General features: G+C 60.0%; 21 protein-coding genes and 1 pseudogene. 12 read left to right on the forward strand and 10 right to left on the reverse strand.

Translation table 11 applies throughout. The features are described 5' to 3' along the window. Nucleotides 1-30: 30 nt before the first annotated feature. On the reverse strand, nucleotides 31-252 hold the full coding sequence (locus FrondiHNR_RS02485) for a PLDc N-terminal domain-containing protein (protein WP_279353668.1): 222 nt from the start codon (nucleotides 250-252) through the stop codon (nucleotides 31-33). A gap of 266 nt (nucleotides 253-518) precedes the next feature. On the opposite strand from FrondiHNR_RS02485, the gene FrondiHNR_RS02490 reads away from it, so the two are divergent. Next, complete coding sequence (locus FrondiHNR_RS02490; protein ID WP_279353669.1) at nucleotides 519-1,736, forward strand: AMP-binding protein; 1,218 nt, start codon at nucleotides 519-521, stop codon at nucleotides 1,734-1,736. A 156-nt stretch (nucleotides 1,737-1,892) separates the two neighbouring features. After that, nucleotides 1,893-2,768 (forward strand): 1,4-dihydroxy-2-naphthoate polyprenyltransferase, encoded by an 876-nt coding sequence (locus tag FrondiHNR_RS02495; RefSeq protein WP_279354453.1) that lies wholly within the window; start codon nucleotides 1,893-1,895, stop codon nucleotides 2,766-2,768. On the opposite strand, the gene FrondiHNR_RS02500 is transcribed toward FrondiHNR_RS02495, so the two are convergent. After that, entirely contained in the window at nucleotides 2,765-3,079 is a 315-nt protein-coding gene (locus tag FrondiHNR_RS02500; RefSeq protein ID WP_279353670.1) for a DUF4229 domain-containing protein, read from the reverse strand. The two genes, FrondiHNR_RS02495 and FrondiHNR_RS02500, sit on opposite strands and share 4 nt — an antisense overlap. 54 nt (nucleotides 3,080-3,133) lie before the next feature. Between FrondiHNR_RS02500 and FrondiHNR_RS02505 the strand changes: the two genes are divergently transcribed. The 9 genes from FrondiHNR_RS02505 to FrondiHNR_RS02545 all read left to right on the forward strand — a co-directional run bounded on the left by FrondiHNR_RS02505 (nucleotide 3,134) and on the right by FrondiHNR_RS02545 (nucleotide 13,009). Then, nucleotides 3,134-3,667, forward strand: a complete 534-nt coding sequence (locus FrondiHNR_RS02505; RefSeq protein WP_279353671.1) for a PLD nuclease N-terminal domain-containing protein — start codon at nucleotides 3,134-3,136, stop codon at nucleotides 3,665-3,667. A gap of 4 nt (nucleotides 3,668-3,671) precedes the next feature. Then, nucleotides 3,672-5,555, forward strand: coding sequence for a 2-succinyl-5-enolpyruvyl-6-hydroxy-3-cyclohexene-1-carboxylic-acid synthase (gene menD / locus FrondiHNR_RS02510; protein ID WP_279353672.1), 1,884 nt, complete (start codon nucleotides 3,672-3,674; stop codon nucleotides 5,553-5,555). A 187-nt stretch (nucleotides 5,556-5,742) separates the two neighbouring features. Beyond that, entirely contained in the window at nucleotides 5,743-7,125 is a 1,383-nt protein-coding gene (locus FrondiHNR_RS02515; RefSeq protein WP_279353673.1) for an amidase family protein, read from the forward strand. Between the two features lie 16 nt (nucleotides 7,126-7,141). Continuing rightward, nucleotides 7,142-7,390 carry a hypothetical protein gene (locus tag FrondiHNR_RS02520; protein ID WP_279353674.1) on the forward strand — a complete coding sequence of 83 codons (249 nt, stop codon included), beginning with the start codon at nucleotides 7,142-7,144 and terminating at the stop codon, nucleotides 7,388-7,390. Further along, entirely contained in the window at nucleotides 7,387-8,856 is a 1,470-nt protein-coding gene (locus FrondiHNR_RS02525) for a sodium:solute symporter family protein (RefSeq protein ID WP_279353675.1), read from the forward strand. The genes FrondiHNR_RS02520 and FrondiHNR_RS02525 overlap by 4 nt, the downstream gene beginning before the upstream one ends. Continuing rightward, nucleotides 8,853-10,055, forward strand: coding sequence for a CoA transferase (locus FrondiHNR_RS02530; protein WP_279353676.1), 1,203 nt, complete (start codon nucleotides 8,853-8,855; stop codon nucleotides 10,053-10,055). The genes FrondiHNR_RS02525 and FrondiHNR_RS02530 overlap by 4 nt, the downstream gene beginning before the upstream one ends. A gap of 12 nt (nucleotides 10,056-10,067) precedes the next feature. Next, the gene (locus tag FrondiHNR_RS02535) at nucleotides 10,068-11,582 is read left to right on the forward strand and encodes a carboxyl transferase domain-containing protein (RefSeq protein WP_279353677.1); all 1,515 of its coding nucleotides are present in this window, start codon (nucleotides 10,068-10,070) and stop codon (nucleotides 11,580-11,582) included. A 175-nt stretch (nucleotides 11,583-11,757) separates the two neighbouring features. Further along, entirely contained in the window at nucleotides 11,758-12,045 is a 288-nt protein-coding gene (locus tag FrondiHNR_RS02540) for a hypothetical protein (RefSeq protein WP_279353678.1), read from the forward strand. A 322-nt stretch (nucleotides 12,046-12,367) separates the two neighbouring features. Continuing rightward, nucleotides 12,368-13,009: a lysoplasmalogenase gene (locus tag FrondiHNR_RS02545; protein WP_279354454.1), complete on the forward strand. Its 642-nt coding sequence runs from the start codon at nucleotides 12,368-12,370 to the stop codon at nucleotides 13,007-13,009. Here FrondiHNR_RS02545 and FrondiHNR_RS02550 read toward each other — a convergent pair. After that, entirely contained in the window at nucleotides 12,983-14,188 is a 1,206-nt protein-coding gene (locus FrondiHNR_RS02550; protein ID WP_279353679.1) for a pyridoxal phosphate-dependent aminotransferase, read from the reverse strand. The two genes, FrondiHNR_RS02545 and FrondiHNR_RS02550, sit on opposite strands and share 27 nt — an antisense overlap. A gap of 235 nt (nucleotides 14,189-14,423) precedes the next feature. Between FrondiHNR_RS02550 and FrondiHNR_RS02555 the strand changes: the two are divergent. Beyond that, nucleotides 14,424-15,460, forward strand: a pseudogene (locus FrondiHNR_RS02555) (LLM class flavin-dependent oxidoreductase). A gap of 161 nt (nucleotides 15,461-15,621) precedes the next feature. Here FrondiHNR_RS02555 and hemL read toward each other — a convergent pair. The 7 genes from hemL to FrondiHNR_RS02590 all read right to left on the reverse strand — a co-directional run bounded on the left by hemL (nucleotide 15,622) and on the right by FrondiHNR_RS02590 (nucleotide 23,391). Continuing rightward, complete coding sequence (gene hemL, locus FrondiHNR_RS02560; protein WP_279353680.1) at nucleotides 15,622-16,950, reverse strand: glutamate-1-semialdehyde 2,1-aminomutase; 1,329 nt, start codon at nucleotides 16,948-16,950, stop codon at nucleotides 15,622-15,624. Beyond that, complete coding sequence (hemB, locus tag FrondiHNR_RS02565) at nucleotides 16,947-17,966, reverse strand: porphobilinogen synthase (protein WP_279353681.1); 1,020 nt, start codon at nucleotides 17,964-17,966, stop codon at nucleotides 16,947-16,949. Before hemB ends, hemL begins: the two co-directional genes overlap by 4 nt. Nucleotides 17,967-18,024: 58 nt before the next feature. Then, nucleotides 18,025-19,092: a Gfo/Idh/MocA family oxidoreductase gene (locus FrondiHNR_RS02570; protein ID WP_279353682.1), complete on the reverse strand. Its 1,068-nt coding sequence runs from the start codon at nucleotides 19,090-19,092 to the stop codon at nucleotides 18,025-18,027. Nucleotides 19,093-19,096: 4 nt separating this feature from the next. Continuing rightward, nucleotides 19,097-20,122, reverse strand: coding sequence for a Gfo/Idh/MocA family oxidoreductase (locus tag FrondiHNR_RS02575; RefSeq protein ID WP_279353683.1), 1,026 nt, complete (start codon nucleotides 20,120-20,122; stop codon nucleotides 19,097-19,099). 161 nt (nucleotides 20,123-20,283) lie between these two features. Further along, nucleotides 20,284-21,102 carry a carbohydrate ABC transporter permease gene (locus FrondiHNR_RS02580; protein ID WP_279353684.1) on the reverse strand — a complete coding sequence of 273 codons (819 nt, stop codon included), beginning with the start codon at nucleotides 21,100-21,102 and terminating at the stop codon, nucleotides 20,284-20,286. Next, entirely contained in the window at nucleotides 21,095-22,108 is a 1,014-nt protein-coding gene (locus tag FrondiHNR_RS02585) for a sugar ABC transporter permease (RefSeq protein ID WP_279353685.1), read from the reverse strand. Before FrondiHNR_RS02585 ends, FrondiHNR_RS02580 begins: the two co-directional genes overlap by 8 nt. Then, entirely contained in the window at nucleotides 22,105-23,391 is a 1,287-nt protein-coding gene (locus FrondiHNR_RS02590; protein ID WP_279353686.1) for a sugar ABC transporter substrate-binding protein, read from the reverse strand. Before FrondiHNR_RS02590 ends, FrondiHNR_RS02585 begins: the two co-directional genes overlap by 4 nt. Nucleotides 23,392-23,434: the final 43 nt, after the last annotated feature.

Here is a 23,434-nt window from a genome sequence, read left to right on the forward strand (position 1 = left end):
TTCTGCCGACCTGCGTGCCGACAGAGTCTATTATTCTTGCGCGAGCTGGTTTCGAGGGGTCACCAAAAACCAAGTGACCGTGCTCAGCAGAGGAAAAAGGATGACGATCACTATCCAGATGGCGCGTTGTCCCGTAGAGAGCGACCGAGCCTTGATTGCGGTGACGGCGCCCCAGACGATAAGCCCGACCCAGAACAGAGCGACAAACATAAAACCGAGACCCGACAGCGGGATGTTTGGCTCTGTAGGCATGGGTCTCCTCGTCGATAAGAGTTGCGGGTGCAGCGCAGCGCGTTGTAGTGGCTTTGCGCTGCACCCATGGTAGTTGGTCCTTACCTTTTCCCGCATCTTTTACTCCCTGTTGGTGATCCGACGGAGAATTTAACTATCTTTCACGATCACCGTACAGATGTGATAAACCACCGTTCCGACACGGGTAGGTGTCCTCGGAGTTGTCGCGGGATATCTGTGCTTCGTGATTGGCGCGCACAGTGCGAGAGCAGCGTAGGCTTAGTGGGGTGAGTCTTCCCCTGCATCTTGTTTCTACCGAGAACCCTCACGGGTTATTGACCGCGCTTGAGGGTGTGCTCAACAGAGAACACGCGATTGTGCCCGTGGCCGATATCACCGGGGTTTCTCACCGTTCTCGTGCTGAGCTCTTTCCCGAGCGTGTGCCCGACGACGTCGCCCTGGTTATCCGCACCTCCGGTTCTACCGGTGTGCCAAAGAATGTGGCGCTCAGTGCCGAGGCGCTACGGGCGAGCGCGAGCGCAGCCGAGGTTGCGCTCGGCGGTGCGGGGCAGTGGGTTTCGGTGTTGCCGACCCACCTGATCTCCGGAGTTAACACGTATCTACGCTCGCTTGTCGCGGGGTATGCGCCGGTGGAGGGTTATACCGGGCCCTTCACGGCCCGCACGTTTTTGGATGACCTGGAACGGGCATCCGCCAATCGAGTTTATGCTTCCCTGGTGCCCGCGCAGCTACACCGCCTTCTTGAACACCTGGAGGAGCATCCGCAAGAGCGCAAACGGGCGCAACGCCTAGACGCGATTCTTGTGGGTGGCCAGGGCGTGCCGTACAGCTGGCGGGAGAGGGCTGCAAAGCTCGAGATTCCGCTGCGCCGCAGTTACGGTTCCACCGAAACCTGTGGAGGATGCGTGTACGACGGGGTGGAAATTGGTGATACTCGGGTGCGGATTCGTGCGGGACAGGTGCAGATTGCGGGTCCTACCCTTGCGCAGGGGTATCTCGGTGACTCCGAGCAGACGGAGCGCGTTTTTGTGACGGAGGGGGAGACTCGCTGGTATCACACTGGTGACACCGGCGAGATTCTGGGTGGTGTACTCCGTGTGACGGGGCGCCTCGACAGCGTAATCATTAGCGGTGGTATCAACGTGTCTCTGGACGCCGTCGAAAATGTGGTGAGGGATGTTCCCGGCTGGTCAGACGCCATCGTTGTGGGGCAGCATGATGAGCGGTGGGGGCAGGTGCCCGTTGTGATTATGAGTGAGGCCGACGCCCAGCGTGAATTGTTGAGCGCGGATGCCTCGTCGTGGGACACGGAGGGTCGATCGCGGGGTGCGGAGGCTCTGTCCCGGATTGCGGAGGTGGTGAGGGAAGCCCTCGGTGCTGCGGCTGTTCCCCGAGCATTGCGAGTTGTGCCCGCCATACACTACCTCCCCGGCGGCAAGCCCGATCGCGGGTTCCGATACGAGAATGAGGGCTACCTCGTTTAGGATTATGAGAGATTTGTAACTTATCGTCCCCATTGGTCAGTGAGAAAGGATATCGTGGCACGGTCAGCACCCCACAAAAAGGGCAAAGCATCCGGCAAACAGGGATCGGGTGGCGCTGGGCGCTCGGGCAACCCCGCGCGTAAAAAAGAGGAGGTCGTGCACCCGGCAACTCCGCGTGACTGGATCTCCGGGATGCGCGTACGCACACTCCCCTTGGCCGTTGCGCCGGTGCTTTTGGGCGCCGGATTTGCACAGCTTCTCAGGGCGTTTGATCTTACCCTGAGTCTCCTAGCGCTTGCAGTGGCCGTTTTCTTGCAGATCGGTGTGAACTTTGCCAACGACTACTCCGACGGGGTGAGAGGAACCGATGCGTTCCGTGTGGGACCGCAGCGCCTGGTGGCATCGGGCAAAGCCTCACCGCGATCCGTCTTACGAGTGGCGCTTGCGAGTTTTGCGCTTGCTGCCCTGGCCGGATTGGTCATCGTGATTCTGAGCGGCCTGTGGTGGTTGCTTGCCGTGGGCGCTCTTGCCCTGGTAGCGGCCTGGTTTTATACGGGAGGCAAGAAACCCTACGGGTATATGGGCCTGGGTGAGGTGATGGTCTTCATCTTTTTTGGTCCCGTCGCCACGGTGGGAACCGTCTATATTCAAACACCAAATGTTTCCCAGGACGCCTGGGTTGCGAGCGTCGCAATCGGTTTTCTTGCGGTGGCTACTCTTATTGCAAACAACACGAGAGATATTCCTACCGACAAGCTTGCGGGTAAGAAGACCCTCTCGGTTCGAATCGGCGATAGGGCCTCTCGTGTGCTCTACTGTGTGTTCACGCTGTTACCGTTTGCTATTGCCGGTGTCTTTGTGCTGTTTTACCCGCTCACGCTCTTTGTCTTTTTTGTCCTGTTGCTCGCTGTACCGGCCTGCATCATCATGCTCACTGCAAAGACCCCGCGGGAGCTTATTCTCGTGCTCAAGCTGACAACCTTTACCTCGCTGCTCTATGCGGGGTTGCTGGCTGTAGCCGTCGCTTTCTAGCGTTTGTTTGCTTCCGGGTTTTCCGCTGGCGGTTGTGTCTTGGTGTCAGCCGGTGCAAGGGCATCATCCAGAATCTCATCTTCCGCGATATCGTCGGCGGTCCGGTCACGGTTGCGCCACTCGTATACGCTCTGGGAAGTATTGTCGCGAGCATTGCGCAGAAAAATAATCGAGAGTGACACGGCGATCAGGGTTGAGACGATCGCAGAGAGCCAGAGTTGAAAGCCCAGTGCGTCAAGGATAAGCAGTGGGACAATAAAAAAGGCTAAACGGATGACGGTGTAGAGAAGCCAGCTTTTTCGCGCAGTCACCGTCCTAGTGTATCCCCATGTTTTGCTTTTAGATAAGACGGGTAGAATAGAGACATGATTCGCTTCCTGCTGATTTTTGTAGTGGTTGCGGCGGTTTTTGTGCTGTACTCACTGGTAGATGCAGTCGTGTCTGATCCCCGCCGTGCCCGTGGGGTGAGCAAGCCCGTGTGGATCATCGTGATACTGCTCCTCCCGGTGATAGGAGGGGTGCTATGGTTCACGCTCGGTCGTGGAAAGGTAGCGCCGCAGAGGGCGCAATCGCCCGATGACGACCCCGATTTTCTCAAGAATCTGGTCACGAGTGGTGAGTTTGAGCAGCGTATTCAAGATATCGAAGATGAGTTGGCTAGCCTGGACTCCGATGTGTCTCCGTCAGGTTCTGATTCACAGACTCCCGGATCTCACGCGCAAAAAACTGATGCGGAGGGGCGGGTAGGTCGTCACGAGGCAGGTGCAGGCGAAACACACCCAGACGACAAAAACTCAAACGGGCCACGCTCAAACGGGACGGGGTCGGACGCGGGTCGCCCCGACGAGAACGGACAGGGTCCCGCCCCCAAAAACGATCAATCCAAGGGTCTTCTCTAATCAGATGGTTGGGTCAAACGCGCCCGCAATGACTTTTGCGGCTACCCTGATGAGCGCTCTTGTGGCGGGCGGAGTGCGCGATATCGTGGTGTGTCCCGGCTCGCGTTCACAGGCTCTTGCGCTTGCCGCTGCCGCGCTCGAAGAACACGGTCTGGTCCGTCTGCACGTGCGCCTTGATGAGCGTTCGGCGGGGTTCTTCGCTCTGGGTGCGGCGAGAGAATCGGGTGCCCCCGTCGTCATTATTACTTCGAGCGGTACGGCTGTTGCAAACCTCCATCCTGCGGTTCTCGAGGCGCATCACTCTTTTGTGCCGCTGATCCTATTGACAGCTGACCGTCCCGACGAGCTCCGGGGTATCCGCAGTAATCAGACCACGGAACAGGCTCATCTGTACGGGGGTGCCGTGAGGTGGAGCCTGGATCAGCCTGCCCCCCCGGGGGGAGAATCGCTCGGCGCAACGGTCGCAGAGGAAGGTAAAGCCCGTGGTATAGCACATAGGGCTATTCGCTTTGCGAACGGTATCGAGACGCAAACCCCCGGGCCTGTTCAGCTCAATCTGGCTTTTCGCGAGCCGCTGTCCGGTGTGATACCGGATATGAGCGAGCTGGTTGCGAGGGAGAGTTCGGGTCCAGACACAATTGAGGGGCAGGGAACGGGTGAAGCCTTAGCCTCGGTTGAAAGCTCGGTTGAAAGCTCGGTTGAAAGCTCGGCTTGGGGCGAAGTTTTAGGGGACGACAAAGGCTCAGCCTCGGGTGAAAAGGTTGTTTCACCCGAGAATCAAGACTTGACCAAAAACCCGCTGTGCGATCGTGAACACACATTTGTCCTGAGCGGTGTGGCCCGAACGGTTGTCGTTGCGGGTGCGGATGCCGGTGCCGCGGCGGAGAAGTTTGCGAGGGCGGCCGGAGTCCCACTGCTGGCAGAGGTTTCAAGTGGTGCGCGCTTTGGCCGTGAGGTGGTGGTGAACTACCGTGACCTGCTTCGTGAGCCGGGGTTTGGCGATCAGATTGAGCGGGTGATTGTGTTTGGCCACCCCACCCTGAGCCGTGAGGTTCCCCAATTGATTCAGCGGGACGGGGTGACAACCGTGGTGGTTGCGCCCGTGGGGATGGAGGTCTACAACCCCGGTCACCGAGTATCCACTGTTGTGCGGGAGGTGCGCGTGGGAGAATCCCACAGTACTGCCGACGGTCGTGCGTGGCTGGGTCACTGGCTTGTGGCTGATCGTGCTCTGCTTGCGGATCGTACGACCGTGCACGAACCTGATCTGCGAGCGGCCCGAGAAACCGGTTACAAGGAGCGGTCTCACTACGCGCGGGGTGAGTTAGCTGTTATGCGCGAGCGGATCTCTCGTGAACTGCTCTGCGAGTCGGTATGGCGGGCAAGCTGGCCTCACGATCGGCTGGTTGTGGGGGCATCGCGGCTTGTAAGAGTGCTGGACGGGATTGTTCCCGGGCGTAATATTCGGGTGATTTCCAATCGTGGCCTGGCCGGAATCGACGGGACCACCGCCACTGCTTTGGGGGTTGCGAGCGTGAGCCAAGCGGCGGATGCGCCGGGGGTGACGCGTGTGATTATGGGTGACCTCACGTTTCTGCACGACGCGGGGTCGCTCATGCTTACCCCGGGAGAGGCCCGTCCGCGCATTCAAATTTTTGTGGGTAACGACGGTGGTGGAACCATCTTTGATGGTCTTGAGGTGGGGGAGAGTGCTCCCCGTGGGCTTTTTGATCGGGTGATGTATACCCCGCAAAATGTATCAATTTCTGCGCTTGCGGAGGCATACGGGTGGCAGTACGCTCGCATCACAACGCGGGGAGAGCTCGGCACCCTTTTGACGGTGCCGGTGACCGGGCCCTCCATCGTTGAGGTTCCCCTCTCACGCTAGAGGATGCGCTACGCGAGACGGGCTCTCCCTCCGCGGCGGTGAGAAATTTTTATGACCATCTTGAGCCGCAGACTTGCTTTTTTTGGCTTTATTGTAAATACTGGGGTAATAATTTGGCTCAAAGGGGAATCAAAAACGAAAGCTGAGGCCTTAAGTGAAGAACCTAGTTTTTCTAAGTGCTGACGAAATGACGTCTCATATTCGTGCAAAAGATATTAGTGTTGCAGAATTATTAGAGGCGCATTTGCATCGGGTAGAGCAGATTAACCCTCTGATCAACGCAGTGGTTTCGCTAGACGAAGACCGTGCCCGTTCACGGGCTCGTGAGCTTGATAGGGCCCTGGCAGCGGAGGAACCTCGCTCTCGGCAACCGCTTTTTGGTCTGCCCATAGCGATTAAAGATACTCACAACACCGCCGGTATGCTCACCACCTGGGGCTCTCCCGCCAAAAAAGATCACGTGCCCACCAGCAACGATTTGCATGTGCAGCGCATCGAAGATGCCGGGGCAATTATCTTCGGTAAAACCAATGTTCCCGAATACGCCGCCGGTTCCCACACCTTTAACCGGCTATTTGGTGCCACCCGCAACCCCTACAACACTGAACGCTCGGCCGGAGGAAGCAGCGGGGGAGCCGCCGCTGCATTAGCCTCGGGATTCAACCCCGTTGCCGATGGCAGCGATATGGGTGGTTCCCTCCGCAACCCGGCCTCCTTCTGTAACGTCGTGGGGTTGCGACCCACCCCGGGGCTTGTGCCCAATGCGGAGGGCCCAAACATCTTTAACCCTCTGGTGACGGCGGGTCCCATGGCTCGAACGGTGCGTGATGCCGGCCTGCTCCTCTCCGTGATAGCACAACCCTCCGCGCTGCACCCCACGGGCTTTCCCACCGAAACATCTCGGTTTATCGACATACAGTCCGCCGAGCTGGCCGGACTGCGGGTGGCGTGGGCACCAACCTTGGGGGGCATGGTCCCGGTTGCACCGGAGGTTCTTCGGGTGCTTGAAGCGCAGCTGCGGGTGTTTGAAGCGGCCGGGGCCCACATTGAGGAGGCCTGCATGGATCTCAATGGTTCGCAGGAAGCCTTCACCACCATCCGTGCCGCCGAGTTCTACACGGCCTGGGCCGAGGAACAGTCGATCAACCCCGACGCTTTTAACAGCTTTGTCACCTGGAACATCCACCAGGGCAAAAACCTCACCGCCGCAGACCAGACCCGAGCCTACAACGAGATGACCCGGCTCGTTCGACAAACGGCACGTTTTTTCGACAGCTACGATGTGCTCCTGGCACCCGTCGCGCAGGTTGCGCCCTTCCCCGTAGAGTGGGACTATCCTCGGGAGATCAACGGCGAAAAGCAAGAAAACTATCTTGAGTGGATGCGCGCCGCTTACCTCTTTACCCCGCTGGGAATCCCGGGCATCTCGGTTCCTGCGGGATTCACCGAGTCAGGACTGCCCGTGGGGGTACAGATGCTCACGGCGCACAACACCGATGCCCGCCTGCTGTCCATAGCACGAGCTTACGAAGAGCGAACCAACTACGCCCAGATTCATCCCGCCTTTTAACACCTAGGAGACTTTCATGACAGTGCGACTTGCGAGCAGGGGAAGGGTCGCTATTGCTGCGATCCCCATCGCCGGATTTTTTTCTACCCCGTTTTTTCCGTTTGCGCAGGAACCCACACTGTGGTTTGGGCTTCCCGCGGTGATGGTGTGGTTCACCGGGATGATCGTTCTTTCCGTGGCCAGCCTGCAGGTTATTGAGCGCAGCTACATGCGTGACGGTGGCGGAGAGCTCGACCGCCTTGAAAAGGAAGGGAAAGTACCGTGATTCTCACAATCATCATTGTTGTCGGGATCATCGGAATCGGGGCGCTGGGGGTCGCCAGCAGTCGCCGTCAGAAAAACATGTCAACCTGGACCGTGGGCAAGCGCGATTTCCCCAAGTGGACGGCGTGGTTTCTGCAGGCGGGAGAATCTCTTACCACCTTTAGCTTTCTCGGTCTTGCGGGTATCGCTTTTGCCGGAGGGGTGAGCGCCGTTTTTGCCCTGGGCTACCTCACCATGAGCTGCATTTGCATGTACTTTGTGGCTCCGCGCATCCGCGCGTTAGGTGCGAGCCGAGGCTATCTCACCATGGCCGATTTCTTCCGTGACCGTTACAAAAGCGTTCCCCTGGCAAAAATCATTGCCCTGGTCGGGGCGCTTTTTTTGATTCCCTACCTACAATTGCAGATTACTGGATTAGGGCTCATCGTTGAGCTGGCAACGGGAAGCTCCGCAGCACGCGGATTCAGCATGATCATGGCGAGTATCCTGGTCATTATCTTTGTCGCCTGGTCGGGTATTCGCGGTATCGCCAAAGTGGCGATCCTCAAGGACATTCTGATGGCGGTTGCTCTCGTGATTGTTTTTGTCGGTGTGGCCGTGGGAGTGTCCGGTATCCCCGACGTTTTCGCACAGGTTGCTGAAGAGGCCCCCGTGCTCCTCACCCTGCGGGCTGAAGGATACGACACCACCTTCTTTATCACGGCGATGCTCGTCACCACGATCGGTGCCGGATTTGCGACGTTCCCGCACCTGTGGTCACCGATACTCGCCGCCGAGAGTGGAGCCGTGCTGCGAAGCAACTATAAGTGGCTGGCTGTTTATCAACTACTGCTTTTTATTCCCATCACGGTAGGGCTTGCCGCGGTTCTAGTACTCAGCCCGGATACCACGGGCAACGCCGTCCTCCTCACGCTCACGCAAAACACACTTCCGGAGTGGCTGGTCGGTATTGTGGCTGTTGCCGGGGCGTCCGCAGCTATGGTGCCCGCGGGTGGCATAGCCATGGGAATCTCGGCCCTAGTGTCGAACAACCTCTTAAAACCCAAAAAAGAGTCCCAGCAGATGTTTGTGACGTACGCTGTGATCATTGTTGCGGTGGGTATGGCACTTCTTTTTGGGCTGGTTCGCTCTGATATCGGTGCGCTACTCCTGCTCACCTACGGCGGCCTCACCCAGATGGCCCCGGCGGTTGCGCTTGCTCTACCCACCCGGGTGCGGGTCGGTGGTGTCCCCGTCATGCTGGGTATCATTACCGGGGCGCTCAGCGTAGCGGTCATCACGTTTGCAAATATCCCCATCGGGAATTGGGACTCGGGACTCATCTCGCTGGCCCCCAACCTGCTTGTAGTTGCTGTGGCCGAGGCGGTGCGCAGAATCCGGCCCCGGTCGTCGGTGGCGAGCGAGACACCTGTGGGCACAAATCCGGACCCCGATCCGCGCGAGGTTTCCATCGGGGTCAGGTCATGACCGTGAACGAAGAAACAGGTGGCCCGCTGGCGGGCATCCTCGTGATTGACCTGAGCCGGGCGCTCGCCGGTCCCCACGCCGCGATGATGCTGGGTGACCTGGGCGCTCGGGTCATCAAGATTGAGACGCCGCGGGGTGGCGACGATACGCGAGGGTGGGGTCCGCCTTTTGTGGGACCCGAGGACGCCCCCCAGGCCACCTATTTTTTGTCGTGTAATCGCAACAAGGAATCCCTCGCCCTGGACCTCAAGTCCGAGGAGGGTATTTCCTCTCTGCGTGCGCTCCTTGCACGTGCCGACGTTGTGATCGAAAATTTTCGCACGGGGGTAATGGATCGACTGGGTCTCTCCACTGCCGACCTGCTCACCCTTAATCCGCGATTGATTGTGCTCTCCATCACCGGTTTTGGCCACGATGGACCGGAGGCCGGAAGGGCCGGATACGATCAGATCGTCCAGGGCGAAGCTGGCCTGATGTCGATGACGGGGGCGGGGCCCGAGAGTGTGCAGCGGGTGGGGGTTCCCATTGCCGACCTGCTCTCGGGAATGTATGGTGCCTATGGGGTTTTGGGGGCGCTACACGAGAGAGACACCCGGACGGGCCGCGGTAAGGTCGTGAGAACGTCTCTCCTGGCGTCGGTGGTGGGGGTTCACGCTTTTCAGGGGACACGTTACACCGTAGCCGGTGAGGTTCCCGTGGCACAGGGAAACCACCACCCCTCGATCGCGCCCTACGGATTATTTCGCTGCGCAGACGGGTTTGTGCAGATCAGCGTGGGAAGTGAGGGTCTCTGGCAGAGATTCTGTGAGAGGTTTGGCATCGACCCCAACACGTCGGAGCTGGCCACCAACAAGGAGCGGGTTATCAACAGAGACGAGACAATCCGGGTTGTGGAGAGGGCTTTTGCCGAGTACACGGCGGAGAAGCTGCTAGAAATTCTTGAGGAGGCGGGCATCCCTGCGGGTAAGGTTCGGAGCCTTGATGAGGTGTACGGGTGGGAGCAAGCTCGTTCTCAGGGGCTTCTGGTTGATGTTGAGCATTCTGTTCTGGGGAATATTTCCCTTCCCGGCCCCCCCTTGCGTTTTTTCGACTGGGAAGGTGGTGCAGAGGTCGAGTCGACCCGCACCGCGCATCTACCGCCACCCACCCTGAACCAGCACGAAGAGAGCATCCGATCCTGGCTCGAAGGCGGTGAGTGAGGAATGTCTGGCGTGACACCCTCCCCCGCTCGTCTCAGCGCACACGAGCTTATCGACCTGCTCACTGATGAGGACAGCTTCGTTTCTTGGGACAGTACCCCTGTGGAGGTGACGACCACCGAGAAGTATGCCGCGGAGCTTGCGGCTGCGAGGGAACGCTCGGGTGTTGACGAGTCGGTGCTGACGGGGGAGGGACTTATCCGTGGGAGGCGCGTGGCCATTATCGTCTCGGAATTTGCCTTTCTTGCGGGGTCAATCGGTGTTGCTGCCGCCCAGCGCCTGGTGGAAGCGATTGAGAAGGCTACTTTAGAGGGACTTCCTCTGCTCGCGGGCCCGGCCTCGGGTGGAACCCGGATGCAGGAGGGCACGCTTGCTTTCCTCTCGATGGTTAAAATCTCGGCCGCCCTTTCCAAACACAAGGCGGCAAAGCTGCCCTACCTGGTGTACCTCCGTCACCCCACGACCGGGGGTGTTATGGCGTCGTGGGCGTCACTCGGCCACGTGACGGTGGCGGAGCCGGGCGCGCTCGTGGGCTTCTTGGGTCCGCGCGTGTTCGAAGCGATCTACGGGGAAAAATTTCCTGAGGGCGTTCAGGTATCTGAAAATCTCTATAGCAATGGCCTCATTGACGGGGTGATTCCGCCGCGTAAGTTGCCCGGTATCATTAGTCGGATACTGCGGGTGTTGGACGCTCCCGTCGCAAAGACCCCGCCACCGCAGCCCGAGCCGTGGACCGGACGTGAGACCGATACCTGGGAGTCAATCGTGCGCTCTCGTGATCCTGAGCGTCCCGGTATTCGGGCCTTATTGCGGCAGGGAGCTCACAATGTGCTACCGCTTAACGGTACGGGACAGGGCGAAAAAGATCCCGGTCTCGTGTTGGCTCTTGCGCAATTTGGTAGGGTCTCGTGTGTTGTGATGGGGCAAGATCGCCAGGCGCAGCGGGTGCGGGAACCCATGGGGCCCGCCGCGTTGCGCGAGGCTAGGCGGGGTATGCGCCTGGCAGAAGAACTCGGCCTTCCACTCGTAACGGTGATTGACACCCCCGGTGCGGCGCTGTCGCAGAAGGCAGAGGAGGGCGGGTTGGCGGGGGAGATTGCGCGCTGTCTTCTTGAATTGGTGACGCTTCCCAGCCCCTCAATCTCATTGATCTTGGGTGAGGGAACGGGTGGGGGTGCACTTGCCCTGCTGCCCGCAGATCGTACTTTGGCGGCAGAAAACGCTTGGTTATCACCGCTGCCGCCGGAGGGCGCGAGCGCGATTGTGTATCGTGACACGGAGCACGCCGCCCAGATGGCACAGGAACAGGGTGTGAGTTCGTTTGCGCTGCGGGAAAGTGGGATTGTCGACTGGGTGATTCCCGAGCGTCCCGACGCGGTGCAGGAACCCGAGGCGTTTTGTGCGCGAGTGGCCGAATCGCTTGAATTTCACCTGTGGCAGTTGCGCGGGCAAAGCTCCGAGGCCAGGCTCAGTGTGCGATTTGACAGGTATCGCCGATTGGGGCTGTCCTCGACACGGCACGGATGATGGGACTTGTGGGACTGCTCACGTGTGGGCGAAGACCGTAATAGCGGTAGTGACGCGAGTGCAACGGTAGATGGGGTTGGTGGCTTAGAACTTGCTCTAGACTCTGGTTCTTGCAGACCAGGGTGTTAAGCTGAATAGGTTTTGTTTATATCAACTTTTTTTTGGGGGGGATTCGATGCGGCAGAGGGCTAAAATAGCGGCCGTTGTTTCCCTCGCGAGTGTTGTTGTGGGGATTCTAGGGTCGGGTCCTGTGGGGGCGCTGTGGTCTGTTCCGGGAAGCGTGGACGCTTCGGTGCGGAGTGATCGATTGCTGGCTCCTCCTGCGGCGGTGGCGGTTATCGCCCGGGCAACAGCTACATTCCCACGCAGGGAACACGGTGCTGGTTGTATTCCGACGGCACTGCTGGGTGTGTGGGAAGCGGCGCGGCTGGTCTTTTGGGTGAGGGACCCGGGGGTCGGTTAGGGACGATTAACACCACTGCAGGAACTGTTGTGATACCCCAGAAAGTGGTGTGTTCCGCGGGTGCTGTCGCTTCCGGAACGGTGCGCGTGTTAACACCGGGCACTGCATATTTTTATCGTCTCTCATACACAATCGGTCAGTGGCAGAGTCCTCTATCGGAGGTCTTTCGAGTGAATACTGCTGCTTAGTATCCCGTGTATGAGATCGGTTGTGAGCCGGTATGAGGCAGCAGTGAATCTCCCCCATTTCATCGAGATTTTAACGAGTCCAGTGAAAATAAAACGTGGTTTTGTGGATCCTATCTATTAGGGTTCATAGGGTGATGCTTCGTTATCTACCGTTTTTTGTCGCGGCACTGGTGAATCTGGTGGCAAACGTGTCCGGGATAAAAGAGCTGATCGTTTTATCAAAGCCTCTACTTATGCCAGCACTGGTCCTTGCGGTTTTTCTGCTCTTTCCGCGACCGCGCAACAGAGCATTCTGGTTGCTTCTCATCGCTCTTTTCTGGGGGTGGCTCGGCGATATTGCTCTACTCTTTCCGGGATTTTGGTTTGTGGTCGGCCTTCTTTTCTTTTTGTGCGGGCAGATCGTTTATAGCGTGCTGTTTGGAAAGATGATCCAGAAACACCGGCCCCCGTGGTGGGCTATCTGTGGTTATGCAGTGTGGTTCTTAATGCTGCTGCTTATTGTTGGACCGCACGCGGGTGGGTTATTGATCCCCCTCGTTTGCTACGGCCTCTCCCTCGTTGTGATGGGAACGCTTGCAAGCGGTTGTCGCCCCTCTGTTGCCGCGGGAGCAGCATTTTTTGTTCTCTCCGACAGCGTGATTGCGCTCGATAAGTTTCTGCCCGGGTTCGTTCTTCCACAGGCGGGCGCGATAATCATGGCGACCTACCTGACGGCCCAGGCGCTCATCGCAGCGGGAGTCCTCCGGGAACTATCCGATGCCAAAGAAACGCTGTAGGCGTTGGATGCCCTCAAGAAGTGGGTCGTCGCCAAGTGCGTAGCTAAACCTCAGGTAGCCGCTGGGACCAAAAGCTTCGCCCGGAACCGCAGCCACATTGGTCTTTTCCAAAATGAGGTCGGCCAGCTCGAGTGAGGTGTGCGGGGTGATCCCCTCCCACTCCTGCCCTAGCAGGCCCGTGATATCCGGGTACGCGTAGAAGGCACCCTCGGGTGTAGGCGTTTTCATACCGGGAATCTTGTTCAGCTCGGTCACAATGGTGTGCCTGCGCCGATCAAAGGCCTGCCGCATCTGCTCTACCGGCTGCTGATCTCCCGTCAGCGCCGCGATTGCGGCACGCTGTGTCACGTTATTTACATTGGAGGTGAGGTGTGATTGCAGGTTTGCGGCACCGGCCATGGCGTCTGCCGGGCCAACCATCCAGCCGAGGCGCCACCCCGTCATGGCGTAGGTTTTTGCCACACCGTTTACCAGGATTGTGCGGTCGGCCAGGGCGGGAACGGCCTCCACAATTGAGACTGCCCGAGTTTCACCGTACACCAGGTTTTGGTAGATCTCATCGCTAATCACCCACAGGCCGTGGCTTTCGGCCCACTCTCCGATGGCTCGGGTCTGCTCGGGTGAATACACCGCGCCGGTGGGGTTAGAGGGGGAAACAAAGAGAAGTACCTTGGTCTTTTCCGTGCGAGCCGCCTCAAGCTGCTCAACCGTGACCAGATAGCCCTGATCCGCACCGGCAAAAACATCCACTTGCGTGCCCCCGGCAAGCTTGATCATCTCGGGGTAGCTGGTCCAGTAGGGGGAAGGCACAAGAACCTCGTCGCCCGGGTCAAGAAGCGTCTGAAACGCCTGGTACACTGCCTGCTTACCGCCGTTGGTCACCACAACCTGGGAAGCTGGAACATCTAGACCGCTGTCCCGCGCGGTTTTGGTTGCAATAGCTTCCCGAAGTTCGGGAAGGCCCGCGGCCGGTGTGTAGCGATAGTTTTTGGGGTCGCGAATGGCTGTCTCCGCCGCCTCCACAATGTGTTGGGGGGTGGCAAAATCGGGCTCTCCCGCTGCATAGCTGATGATGGGGCGTCCCTCAGCTTTGAGAGCCTTTGCCCGAGCATCAACTTTGAGGGTGGCAGACTCGGCGATGTTGGTAATTTTTTGGGATAACCGTGGAGAATGATTCACAGGTATAAGCCTACGATATGGGCAACCGCGTATGGCCTGCTTCGAGGTAAAATATGCGAGGTGAATCGTCCTCTCGAGTCGCGTCCTGTGGGATGGTGGAGTTTCTCAATACCGTGGGGTCAGCGGTTCTCGTTTACGTGGAGTCTGCGACGGCCCTCGATATTAGCCCTCCGGTAACCTAAGCAAAAACTATATGTAGGGGAATATGTCTTTATAGCATCCGGTTGCACCTGCTATGAGAGCATTCGGGTTCCTATCCTTTGGTCACTATGGCTCTGCGCTTGGATCGCGCGTGCGTACCGCCGGTGACATGCTTAAACAGACGATCGAGCTTGCAGAGGGAGCCGACGAAATTGGGGTAAATGGCGCTTATGTGCGTGTACATCATTTTGCGCGTCAGGCAGCCTCGCCATTCCCGCTGCTGACCGCGATGGCCGCTCGAACGAAGCGGATCGAGGTGGGTACGTGCGCTACGAAAACCCGCTCTATCTCGCAGAAGAGGCAGCCGCGCTCGATCTTATTTCTGACGGTAGGCTCGCTCTCGGCATAAGCCGGGGGTCGCCTGAGACTGCCCTTCGCGGCTACGAGGCTTTTGGCTACACCGGCTCCGAGGACCCTCGCGGTGCTGATATCGCCCGCACCAAATTTGAGATTTTCTTGCGGGCGATTGGGGGCGAAAAGCTGGTGGAGAGCGACACCCGACTGGCGCCGCCGGGGCGGCTCGCTCTCGAACCGCAGTCTTCCACCCTGCGTGACCACCTCTGGTGGGGTGCGGGAACCCGCGACACTGCGGAGTGGGTCGGATACCAGGGGCTGAGTCTCATGAGTTCCACGCTACTGACAGAAGCTACCGGTCAGCCGTTCGACGTGCTACAGCGCGAACAGATTGACCGGTTTCGTGAGGCGTATCGCGCCGCCGGACACCCGGGGTCTCCGCGAGTTGCGGTCAGTCGCAGTGTGTTTCCCATCATGAACGCGGAAGACGAGAGGTATTTTGGGGTGCGCGCGGGTGTGGGCCAGGACCAGATTGGTGTTATCGATGGGTTCCGCTCCACGTTTGGTAAGACGTATGCCGACGCTCCAGATCGCCTGGTCGAGCAGTTGCTCGCTGACGAGGCTGTGATGTCTGCCGATACGTTGATGCTGACGATCCCAAACCAATTGGGTGCAGAATACAATCTGCACGTGCTTCAGGCTTTTGCTGAGTATGTGGCACCGGCCCTCGGGTGGAAGCCAAACACCGAGGGTCCGGTCCAGGGAGACACGCCGTAGGCAAACGGTCACGAGCGTACCTTACCGGGTTTTGTACTTGTGACTACGTTTTAATGTATTCAGGTAGTTCAATCTTGATTGCGATTTTTTTGGTTCACCACCAGCTATATCGCATCCAAGACTTTGAGTAAATCTCAATAGGATTAGAGAAATTTAAGCCCCTATGCGTGGGCTTCAGCCGCCGCCCGGGCTGCGGCGGGGAGGGCTGCCAGAACGGCGTCGAGCGCCTCGGCATCGTGCGCCGCCGTGAGGAACCACGCCTCAAACACGCTGGGGGGAAGAGAAACCCCGGCGCCCAGCATGGCGTGGAAAAACGGTGGGTAGCGCCAGGTTTCCTGCGCCTGAACCTCGTCGTAGTTGCGCGGCGGTGCGTCGGCGTAACGCTCTCCAAAAGCAAAGCTGAAGAGGCTACCGGCCCGCTGTACCCCGTGGGCAACCCCGGCGGCGCCCAGCGCCTTGCTTGCGGCCTCCGACACCACGGCGGCGGAGTGATCCACTCGGCGATACGCTTCAGCATCCGCCAGGGTGAGCGTGGCGATACCCGCCGCCACCGCCAACGGATTACCCGATAGTGTACCCGCCTGATACACCGGACCGACCGGCGCAAGAAAGTTCATGACCTCGGCGCGGCCGCCCAGGGCGGCCAGCGGCATCCCCCCTCCGATCACCTTGCCAAACGTGATGAGGTCGGGAACGTACGGATGCTCCGCCGCCTCCAACCCCCACCACCCGGCGGGGCCAACCCGGAACCCGGTAAGCACCTCGTCGAGGATGAGAAGCGCGCCGTTCTCGTGCGCCGTGCGGGCAAGAAACGTGTTAAACCCGGGCTCCGGTGGCACAATGCCCATATTCGCCGGGACCGCCTCGGTAATAATCGCGGCAATCCGATCCCCGAACTCGGCAAAAGCCCGGGTTATTGCATTCCGATCATTGTAGGGAAGAACAACGGTTTGAGAGGCCGTGGCTTCCGTGACCCCGGCGGACCCGGGCAGGGCAAGCGTGGCCAGGCCTGACCCCGCCGCGGCCAGTAACCCGTCGGAGTGGCCGTGATAGTGTCCGGCAAACTTCACCAGCAGGTCGCGGCCGGTAAATCCCCGGGCCAGGCGGATGGCCGTCATGGTGGCCTCCGTGCCGGTTGACACCAGGCGGAGACGCTCAACGGGTCGAACCCCGTTACACTCCACCCGATCAATCACCAGTTGGGCAAGTTCGGCCTCGCCCGCGGTGGGGGCGCCAAAGGAAAGACCGCGCGAGGCGGCCCGCTGCACGGCCTCCACAACGGTGGGATGCGCATGCCCCAGGAGCGCCGGACCCCAGGACGCAACCAGGTCGACGTAGCGCCTGCCCTCGGCATCCGTCACGTAGGGGCCGTTCGCCGAATCGATAAAGATTGGGGTTCCTCCCACCGAACCAAAAGCTCGAACGGGCGAATTCACCCCGCCGGGAATGTTGTGCAGGCTCAGATCAAAGAGTGCAGAGTGTGTTGTCATGCGGTGCGTCCCTCGCGTATCCAGGTGGCTAATTCGGTGGCCCAGTATGTGAGGATGCCGTCGGCCCCGGCCCGGGTGATGCTGGTGATCGATTCGAGGATGGCGCGCTCGCGCTCAATCCAGCCGCGAGCCGCCGCGGCCTCGATCATCGAGTATTCTCCCGAAACCTGGTACGCCCACACGGGGACGGTGCTGGCCGCGGCAACATCGGAGAGCACGTCCAGGTAGCTGAGCGCCGGTTTGACCATGACAATATCGGCACCCTCGGCAATATCAATGGTGGCCTCGCGCAGACCTTCGCGCCTGTTACCGGGATCAAGCTGGTAGCTACGCCGGTGCCCCACCAGCTGAGAATCCACCGCCTCGCGAAACGGTCCGTAGAGGGCCGAAGCGTACTTGGCGGAGTAGGCAAGAATGGCCACACCGCTGTGACCGTGGGAGTCGAGGGTTTTGCGCACCGCGGCAACCTGGCCGTCCATCATCCCCGAGAGGCCAAGAAGCTGTGACCCGGCCTCGGCCTGGGCGATGGCCATCTCCTGGTAACGCTCCAGGGTTGTGTCGTTGTCTACGTTTCCGTGGGCGTCAAGAACACCGCAGTGGCCGTGGTCGGTGAACTCGTCGAGGCAGAGGTCGGTCTGCACCACCAGGGTGTCTCCCGCCTCTTCTCGAGCGATTCGCGTGGCCACGTTGAGGATGCCGCCCGGGTCGGTGGCTCCGCTGCCCACGGCGTCCCTCGTGTGGGGCACCCCAAAGAGCATGACCCCGCCAATACCGGAGTCGGCTGCCCGGACAACCGTTTTGCGCAGGCTATCGAGCGTGTGCTGCACAACCCCGGGCATGGCCTCGATGGGAACGTCTTGTTCTGCGGCGGGATCGCCGGCGGACTCGCGCACAAAAATGGGTAGCGTCAGGTCTGCGGGGTGCAGCCGGGTCTCGGCAACGGATCTGCGCATGGCGTCGATCTGCCGCAATCGGCGCGGGCGAATGTGGGGAGCCTCCGGGGTGTTTACGGTCACCCTACTAGCCTAGAACACCCGTCTCGTTACGTGCTGAACGTCCCGATTCCCAGTGACCTTAATCCTGGGCCACCTGAACAACCTCCCCGGTTGCCGCCGATCTCTGAGCGGCAAGCACGATGTCCAGGGTACGTACTCCCACGGCCGCGTCGGGTTGTGGCTGGGTGCCGGTGCGCACCCCCGAGAGGAAAGCTTCGATCATGAGCCGGTCGGTATCCATCCCGTAGGGAAGAAAGAGGGAACTTCGCTGCGCCTCCGAAAATCCTCCTACGTGCTGGGCAAAGGGGTTGATGGTGGCAATCCCCTCGGAACCAACAACCTGGAGGGTGAGGCCGCCCCAGGTGGGGGCGTAATCCGGTTGGCTCCACGAGCAGTCGATGGTGGCGATGAGCCCGTTTTCGTAGGTGATGGTGACGAGTCCGCCCGTCTCGGCCCGCACCTCGGGCTTGTCGGAGTGCAGGATCCGGTTGGCGGCGGCGTGCACCGAGACCGCCCGCAGCCCGGTGAGGGCATCTATCAGGTCTGCCACGTGTACAACGTGATCCACCAGGGCGCCGCCGCCCGAGAGTTCGGGATCGGTAAACCAGGCCCGGTCTCCCACCGGGATGCGCCCGTTGTTAGTGCCCGTCATGGCGAGTAGTTCGCCCAGGCGATTATCCGCGGCATAGGTCTTGAGCTGTTCAAACGCGGGGGAGAATCGCACGGGGTAGGCCGTCATGAGAATCACCCCGGCGTTCCGGCAGGCCGCCGTCATGGCGAGCGCGTCTTCGCGGGTGGTGGCGAGCGGTTTTTCGCAGAGAACGTGCGCACCCGTGAGGGCGGCCTGCTCAACAAGCTCGCGGTGCCGCGAGTTTGCGCTGGTAACAATCACGGCATCGGGCTTCCAATCGAGAAGTTCCCGGTAGCTATCCACATAGTTGATGCCCAGCTCGGTTGCCAGCGCGCGTCCCCGCAGCTCGCGATGAGCGGGTGCGGATGATGCCCCGCGATCATCCGCACCGTCGGGGTCCGTGCCCAGAAGCTCCACGCCGGGCCAGTCGGCAAGCAGCCGCGCGTAGGAGGTGGCGTGCACGTGGGCAAACGACATGATTCCCACGCGGAGCGGTGTTGTGCGTGTGTGACTCACGGGGTTACTCCTCTTCCTTGCCGGAGTTACCGGGAACGATGGATGCGGGCTTGCCGGGCGCGACGGACACCGGGCGTTTGAGCCTGATCGAAAGGTTTGCGGCCTCCGCGAGTTCCACGGCCCGGGCGCCGTCCTCAAGCAGAACGCGGGGTTCTGGCCCCCCGGTGCAGGCGGCGGCGAACTCTCGAAGCTCGGTGAGGTAGGGGCTCTCCACCAGGGAGGTGTCGGGCCGCATCCCGCTCTGCGGTGCCGTGGTTCCGGCGTTGAGAGCGACGGAGCTGTCGGCCGAGGTGTCGTGGGTGAGCACGCCGAGGGTTCCGGCGAGGGAAAAACCGGTGGTAAAGGTTGTTCCCGGGGCGCCCCAGACGCCCGTTACATAGCTGAGGGCCCCGTTTTTGTGGGTGAGGGTGACCTGGGCGGATACCCGATCACCCGCTCGTGATGCGGAGCGAACCGCGTAGACGCGGGACACCTCTCCCGAGATCCACCGGGCGATATCAATATCGTGGATCATCTGGTCCATCACGATTCCACCGGAGAGCGCCTCGTCGCTGAACCAGGGTGCCCAATGGGGGTACTCGCCTATTCGGGTGAAACGGGAGACCGCCATCCGGCCAATCGAACCGCTGTCCACGGCCTGTTTGGCCAGGGCATACTCGGGGAAGAAGCGCACCACCTGCGCGGGGTAGACGCGGCGCCCCAGCCTGCGCGCCAGGTCTCCGATGGCGTCGGCATCCGCCCGGGTGAGGGCAATGGGTTTTTCGCAGATCACGTCTTTACCGGCGAGGAGGGCCGCCTCGGCGTACTCACGGTGCGTGGGGGTGGGGGTGCAGATATCAACAATGTCGGAGTGCTCAAAGAGCTCCTGCGCGGAGCCCACGATCCGAATCGGATAGTGTTCGGCCAGGGTCTCGGCCCCCGCCAGCGCAAAAACCGTTACTGTTGCTCCGAGTTCTTGCCAGGCGGGGAGGTGTGCGTGGGTGATACCCCCGGCCCCGATGAGCCCAACCCTCAGGGGAAAGTGTGACACGGTTGTCCTCTCTGTGCTGCTTTCATGTTGTCTGTGTTGTTTCCGCGTGCCCGCTGTCTCCGCGTGCCCGCTGTTTCTGCGTCTGTGTTGTTTCCGCGTGCCCGCTGCTTCGGCGTGCCCGCTGTTTTTGGGTGCCTGCCGTGCTGACACATCCCGCGCCGCTACTTGGTTCCGCTGAATGCCAGGCCGTCAATAACCCGACGCTGCAGCACGATAAACAGGATCAGGATGGGTGCCATTGCCATGACACTGGCGGCCATCATCACGGTGTAGTCGGTGGAGACACTGCCCTGAAGTGTTGCTAACCCGGCAGAGAGCGGCATACTCTCGGCGTAGGTGGTGATAACAAGCGGCCAGAGCAGATCGTTCCACGACCACAGGGCGGTGATGATTACCAGCGCGCTCACCCCGGGGGCGGCTAGGGGGAGCATGATTTTCCAGAACACCTGGAACGGGTTGGCGCCGTCAAGCCGCGCGGCCTCCTCAATCTCGACGGGGAGACCTAGGAAAAACTGCCGCATGAGAAACACCCCAAAGGCGCTAAAGAATCCGGGGAGCGCGATGCCCCATACGGTATTCAAGAGGCCCAGGTTCTGGATGATCTGAAACTGGGGGATCAGGTACACCTGGCTGGGAACCATGAGGATCGAGAGGATCACTGCCAGCAAAACGCCGCGGAGGGGAAAGCGCATCCGAGCAAAGGCGTATCCCGCCATGCAGCAGAGAATAACCTGTCCGCACACCCGCAGCACCGTGATGGTGATGGAAACCCCCAGCTGGCTGAGGAACGGAATCTTCGTGAACACGGCGGCGTAGTTTTCCCACTGCAGTTCGCCCGGCCAGAGGGTTGGCGGGGCACTCATGACCTGGTCGTTGGTGGAGAGGGACATGACAAGTTGCCAGAGAAAGGGAAACACCATGATAAGACCCACAAGCCCCAACACGAGGTGGATCCAGGTGTTGTTTGCTCGGTTAGACATAGTTCACCCACTTTTTCTGTGTGCGGAACTGGAGCCAGGTCACGAGACCGATGACCAACAGAATGAGTACCGCAATGGCGGCGGCGTATCCCCTATTGTTATGAATGAACGCCTGGTTATAGAAGATATAGACGAGTGACTGGCTCTGTTGCATGGCTGGGTTTCTCTGACCCATGATGGCGTAGAGCAAATCAAAAAGCTGAAACCCGTTGATTACCGAGATAATCGTCACAAAGAAGATGCTCGGGGTGAGAAGCGGCACCGTGATCGAGATGAATCGTTGCCACCGAGAGGCCCCGTCGAGCTCGGCAGCCTCATAAAAGTCGGGTGGGATGTTCTTGAGTCCTGCGCTCAGGATGATGATGCCAAACCCGAGTGAGGCCCACATTCCCACGATTCCTACCGAAACGATCGCAAACCCGGGGGTGGAGGTCCAGTACGGGCCCGATATTCCCAAGAGCGAGAGCACCCAGTTGAGGATGCCAAAGTCGCCGTTGTAGATCATGCGCCACACCAGTGCAACGGCCGTGGGCATCGCAATGTAGGGCATGAAGAACAGCACCCGGTAGAACGTGGCAAACCTGAGGCCCGGGCGGTTGACCAGGCTAGCGAGGAGCACGGCGAGGGGAATCCCGAGCAGCACGATTGCGGTGTACACCACCGTGTTAACCAGGGCAAGGCCCACGTTCTCATCACCGAGCAGGCGGGAGTAGTTCTCCGTTCCCACCCAGGTTTCTCCACCAAAGGGCCCGGTCTTTGTGAAGCTCAGGTAGCCGGTCTGGAAGAGCGGCCAGATATAGAAGGCCAGGACACCGAGCAGGGTGGGGAGCACAAAGAGCCATGGCCACCAACCGTCGGTGGGGGAAGCGCCGCGTCTGGCGGATTCGCCTCTCCTACCAAACCCGCCTTGGCGCCGCACGATTGTGCCTGCGGTGCCCCGGGACCCCCCGCGCCGGGCGGAATTACCCGCCCGAGCGCTGGGTGCCGAGTGGGCGCTGGCGGTCATTCCTGGGCCAGCGCTTCGTTCATTTTGTTGGCGAGGTCCTTAGCCACCTCGGCAACCGGCTTGTCTCCCGAGAAGGCCGCGGGGAGTAGATCATCCTCAAGCTGGGTCCACTGCGCGGAATTCTTCGATACGGGATAGGGGTAGGAGTAAGCTTCCGCGTCGAGGAAGACCCCCAGATTAAAGTGGGGAACCGACGCGATAAAGGCCTCCTGCGTGTTGTTAAAGGCGGGGTTGGCAGCACCCATTTCGGCCTGGACCGTCTGGGCCGCCTCAGAACCCAGGTAGGTGACAAAGGCTTGCGCCGCCGCCTTGTTGGTGCTCTTGGCCGAGATGACATTGGCTAGACCGTGGATAACGGTGGCCTGACGTTCCCCACGGGGGAGCGGGGCAACGTTCAGATCCCGAGTGTTTGCGGCCTCCGAAAGTTCCGATACACTCCAGGTTCCGGAGTAGAAGAAACCCGACTTGCCGCTCGTAAACCACACGTTGGCGGGGGTATCGGAGAGCTGCTGAAGCGAGGGCATTGAGCCATCGGCGATCAGATCCCTCCAGAATTGCAGGCCGGCGATAGCCTCGGGGGAGTCATAACCACTCTCCTTTCCGTCAGTCGAGATGATTTCGCCACCGCTCTGCAGGATGGTGTTGTAGTAGCCCTCTTGGCCGCCCTTCATATTGGTAGCCATCCCGTAAATCCCTTCGGACCCCAGGGTGTCGCTGATCTTTTTGGAGGCGGTGTGAAGGTCCTCCCAGGTCCAGGCCTCAGTGGGAACCTCAACCTCCGCCTTTTCAAGAACGGCGGTGTTGTACCAGAGACCAAGCGTGTCAAAGTCTTTGGGTACACCGTATTGGGTGTCATCGTAGCTATACAGAGAGTTCAGAGCCGCGGGATAATTGCTCGGGTCAATCTCCCCGCCCTCAATCAGCGTCGTGAGGGGTTCCAATTGGTCGTTGGCGGCGTAGAGCTGAAAATTGGGGCCGTTCATCCAGAAAACATCGGGGAGGGTGTTGCTCGACGCCTGTGTCTGTAGCTTTGTCCAGTACTGCGACCACGGGGTCACATCAATTGTGACCTCAATGTTGGGATACTCCTTATTAAAATCCGCAATGTTCTGTTTGAGTGCGGGAACCTGGTTCTCGTCCCAGACCGCGTAGCTTATCGAGGCGCTCGTGTCTGCGGACACGGGCTCATCGCTGCTCTGCGGTGAGCAAGCGGTGAGGAGAAGCGCCGCCGCCACACCCAGCGGCGCCAATCGTGTAAATCGTGTGGGGGGAGTGTGTCTCATCTTTTTCTCTTTCCTATCTATTCGTGGATGTTGAGCACGCGGC

The sequence above is a fragment of the Lysinibacter sp. HNR genome (genome assembly GCF_029760935.1).
Classification (GTDB): Bacteria; Actinomycetota; Actinomycetes; order Actinomycetales; family Microbacteriaceae; genus HNR.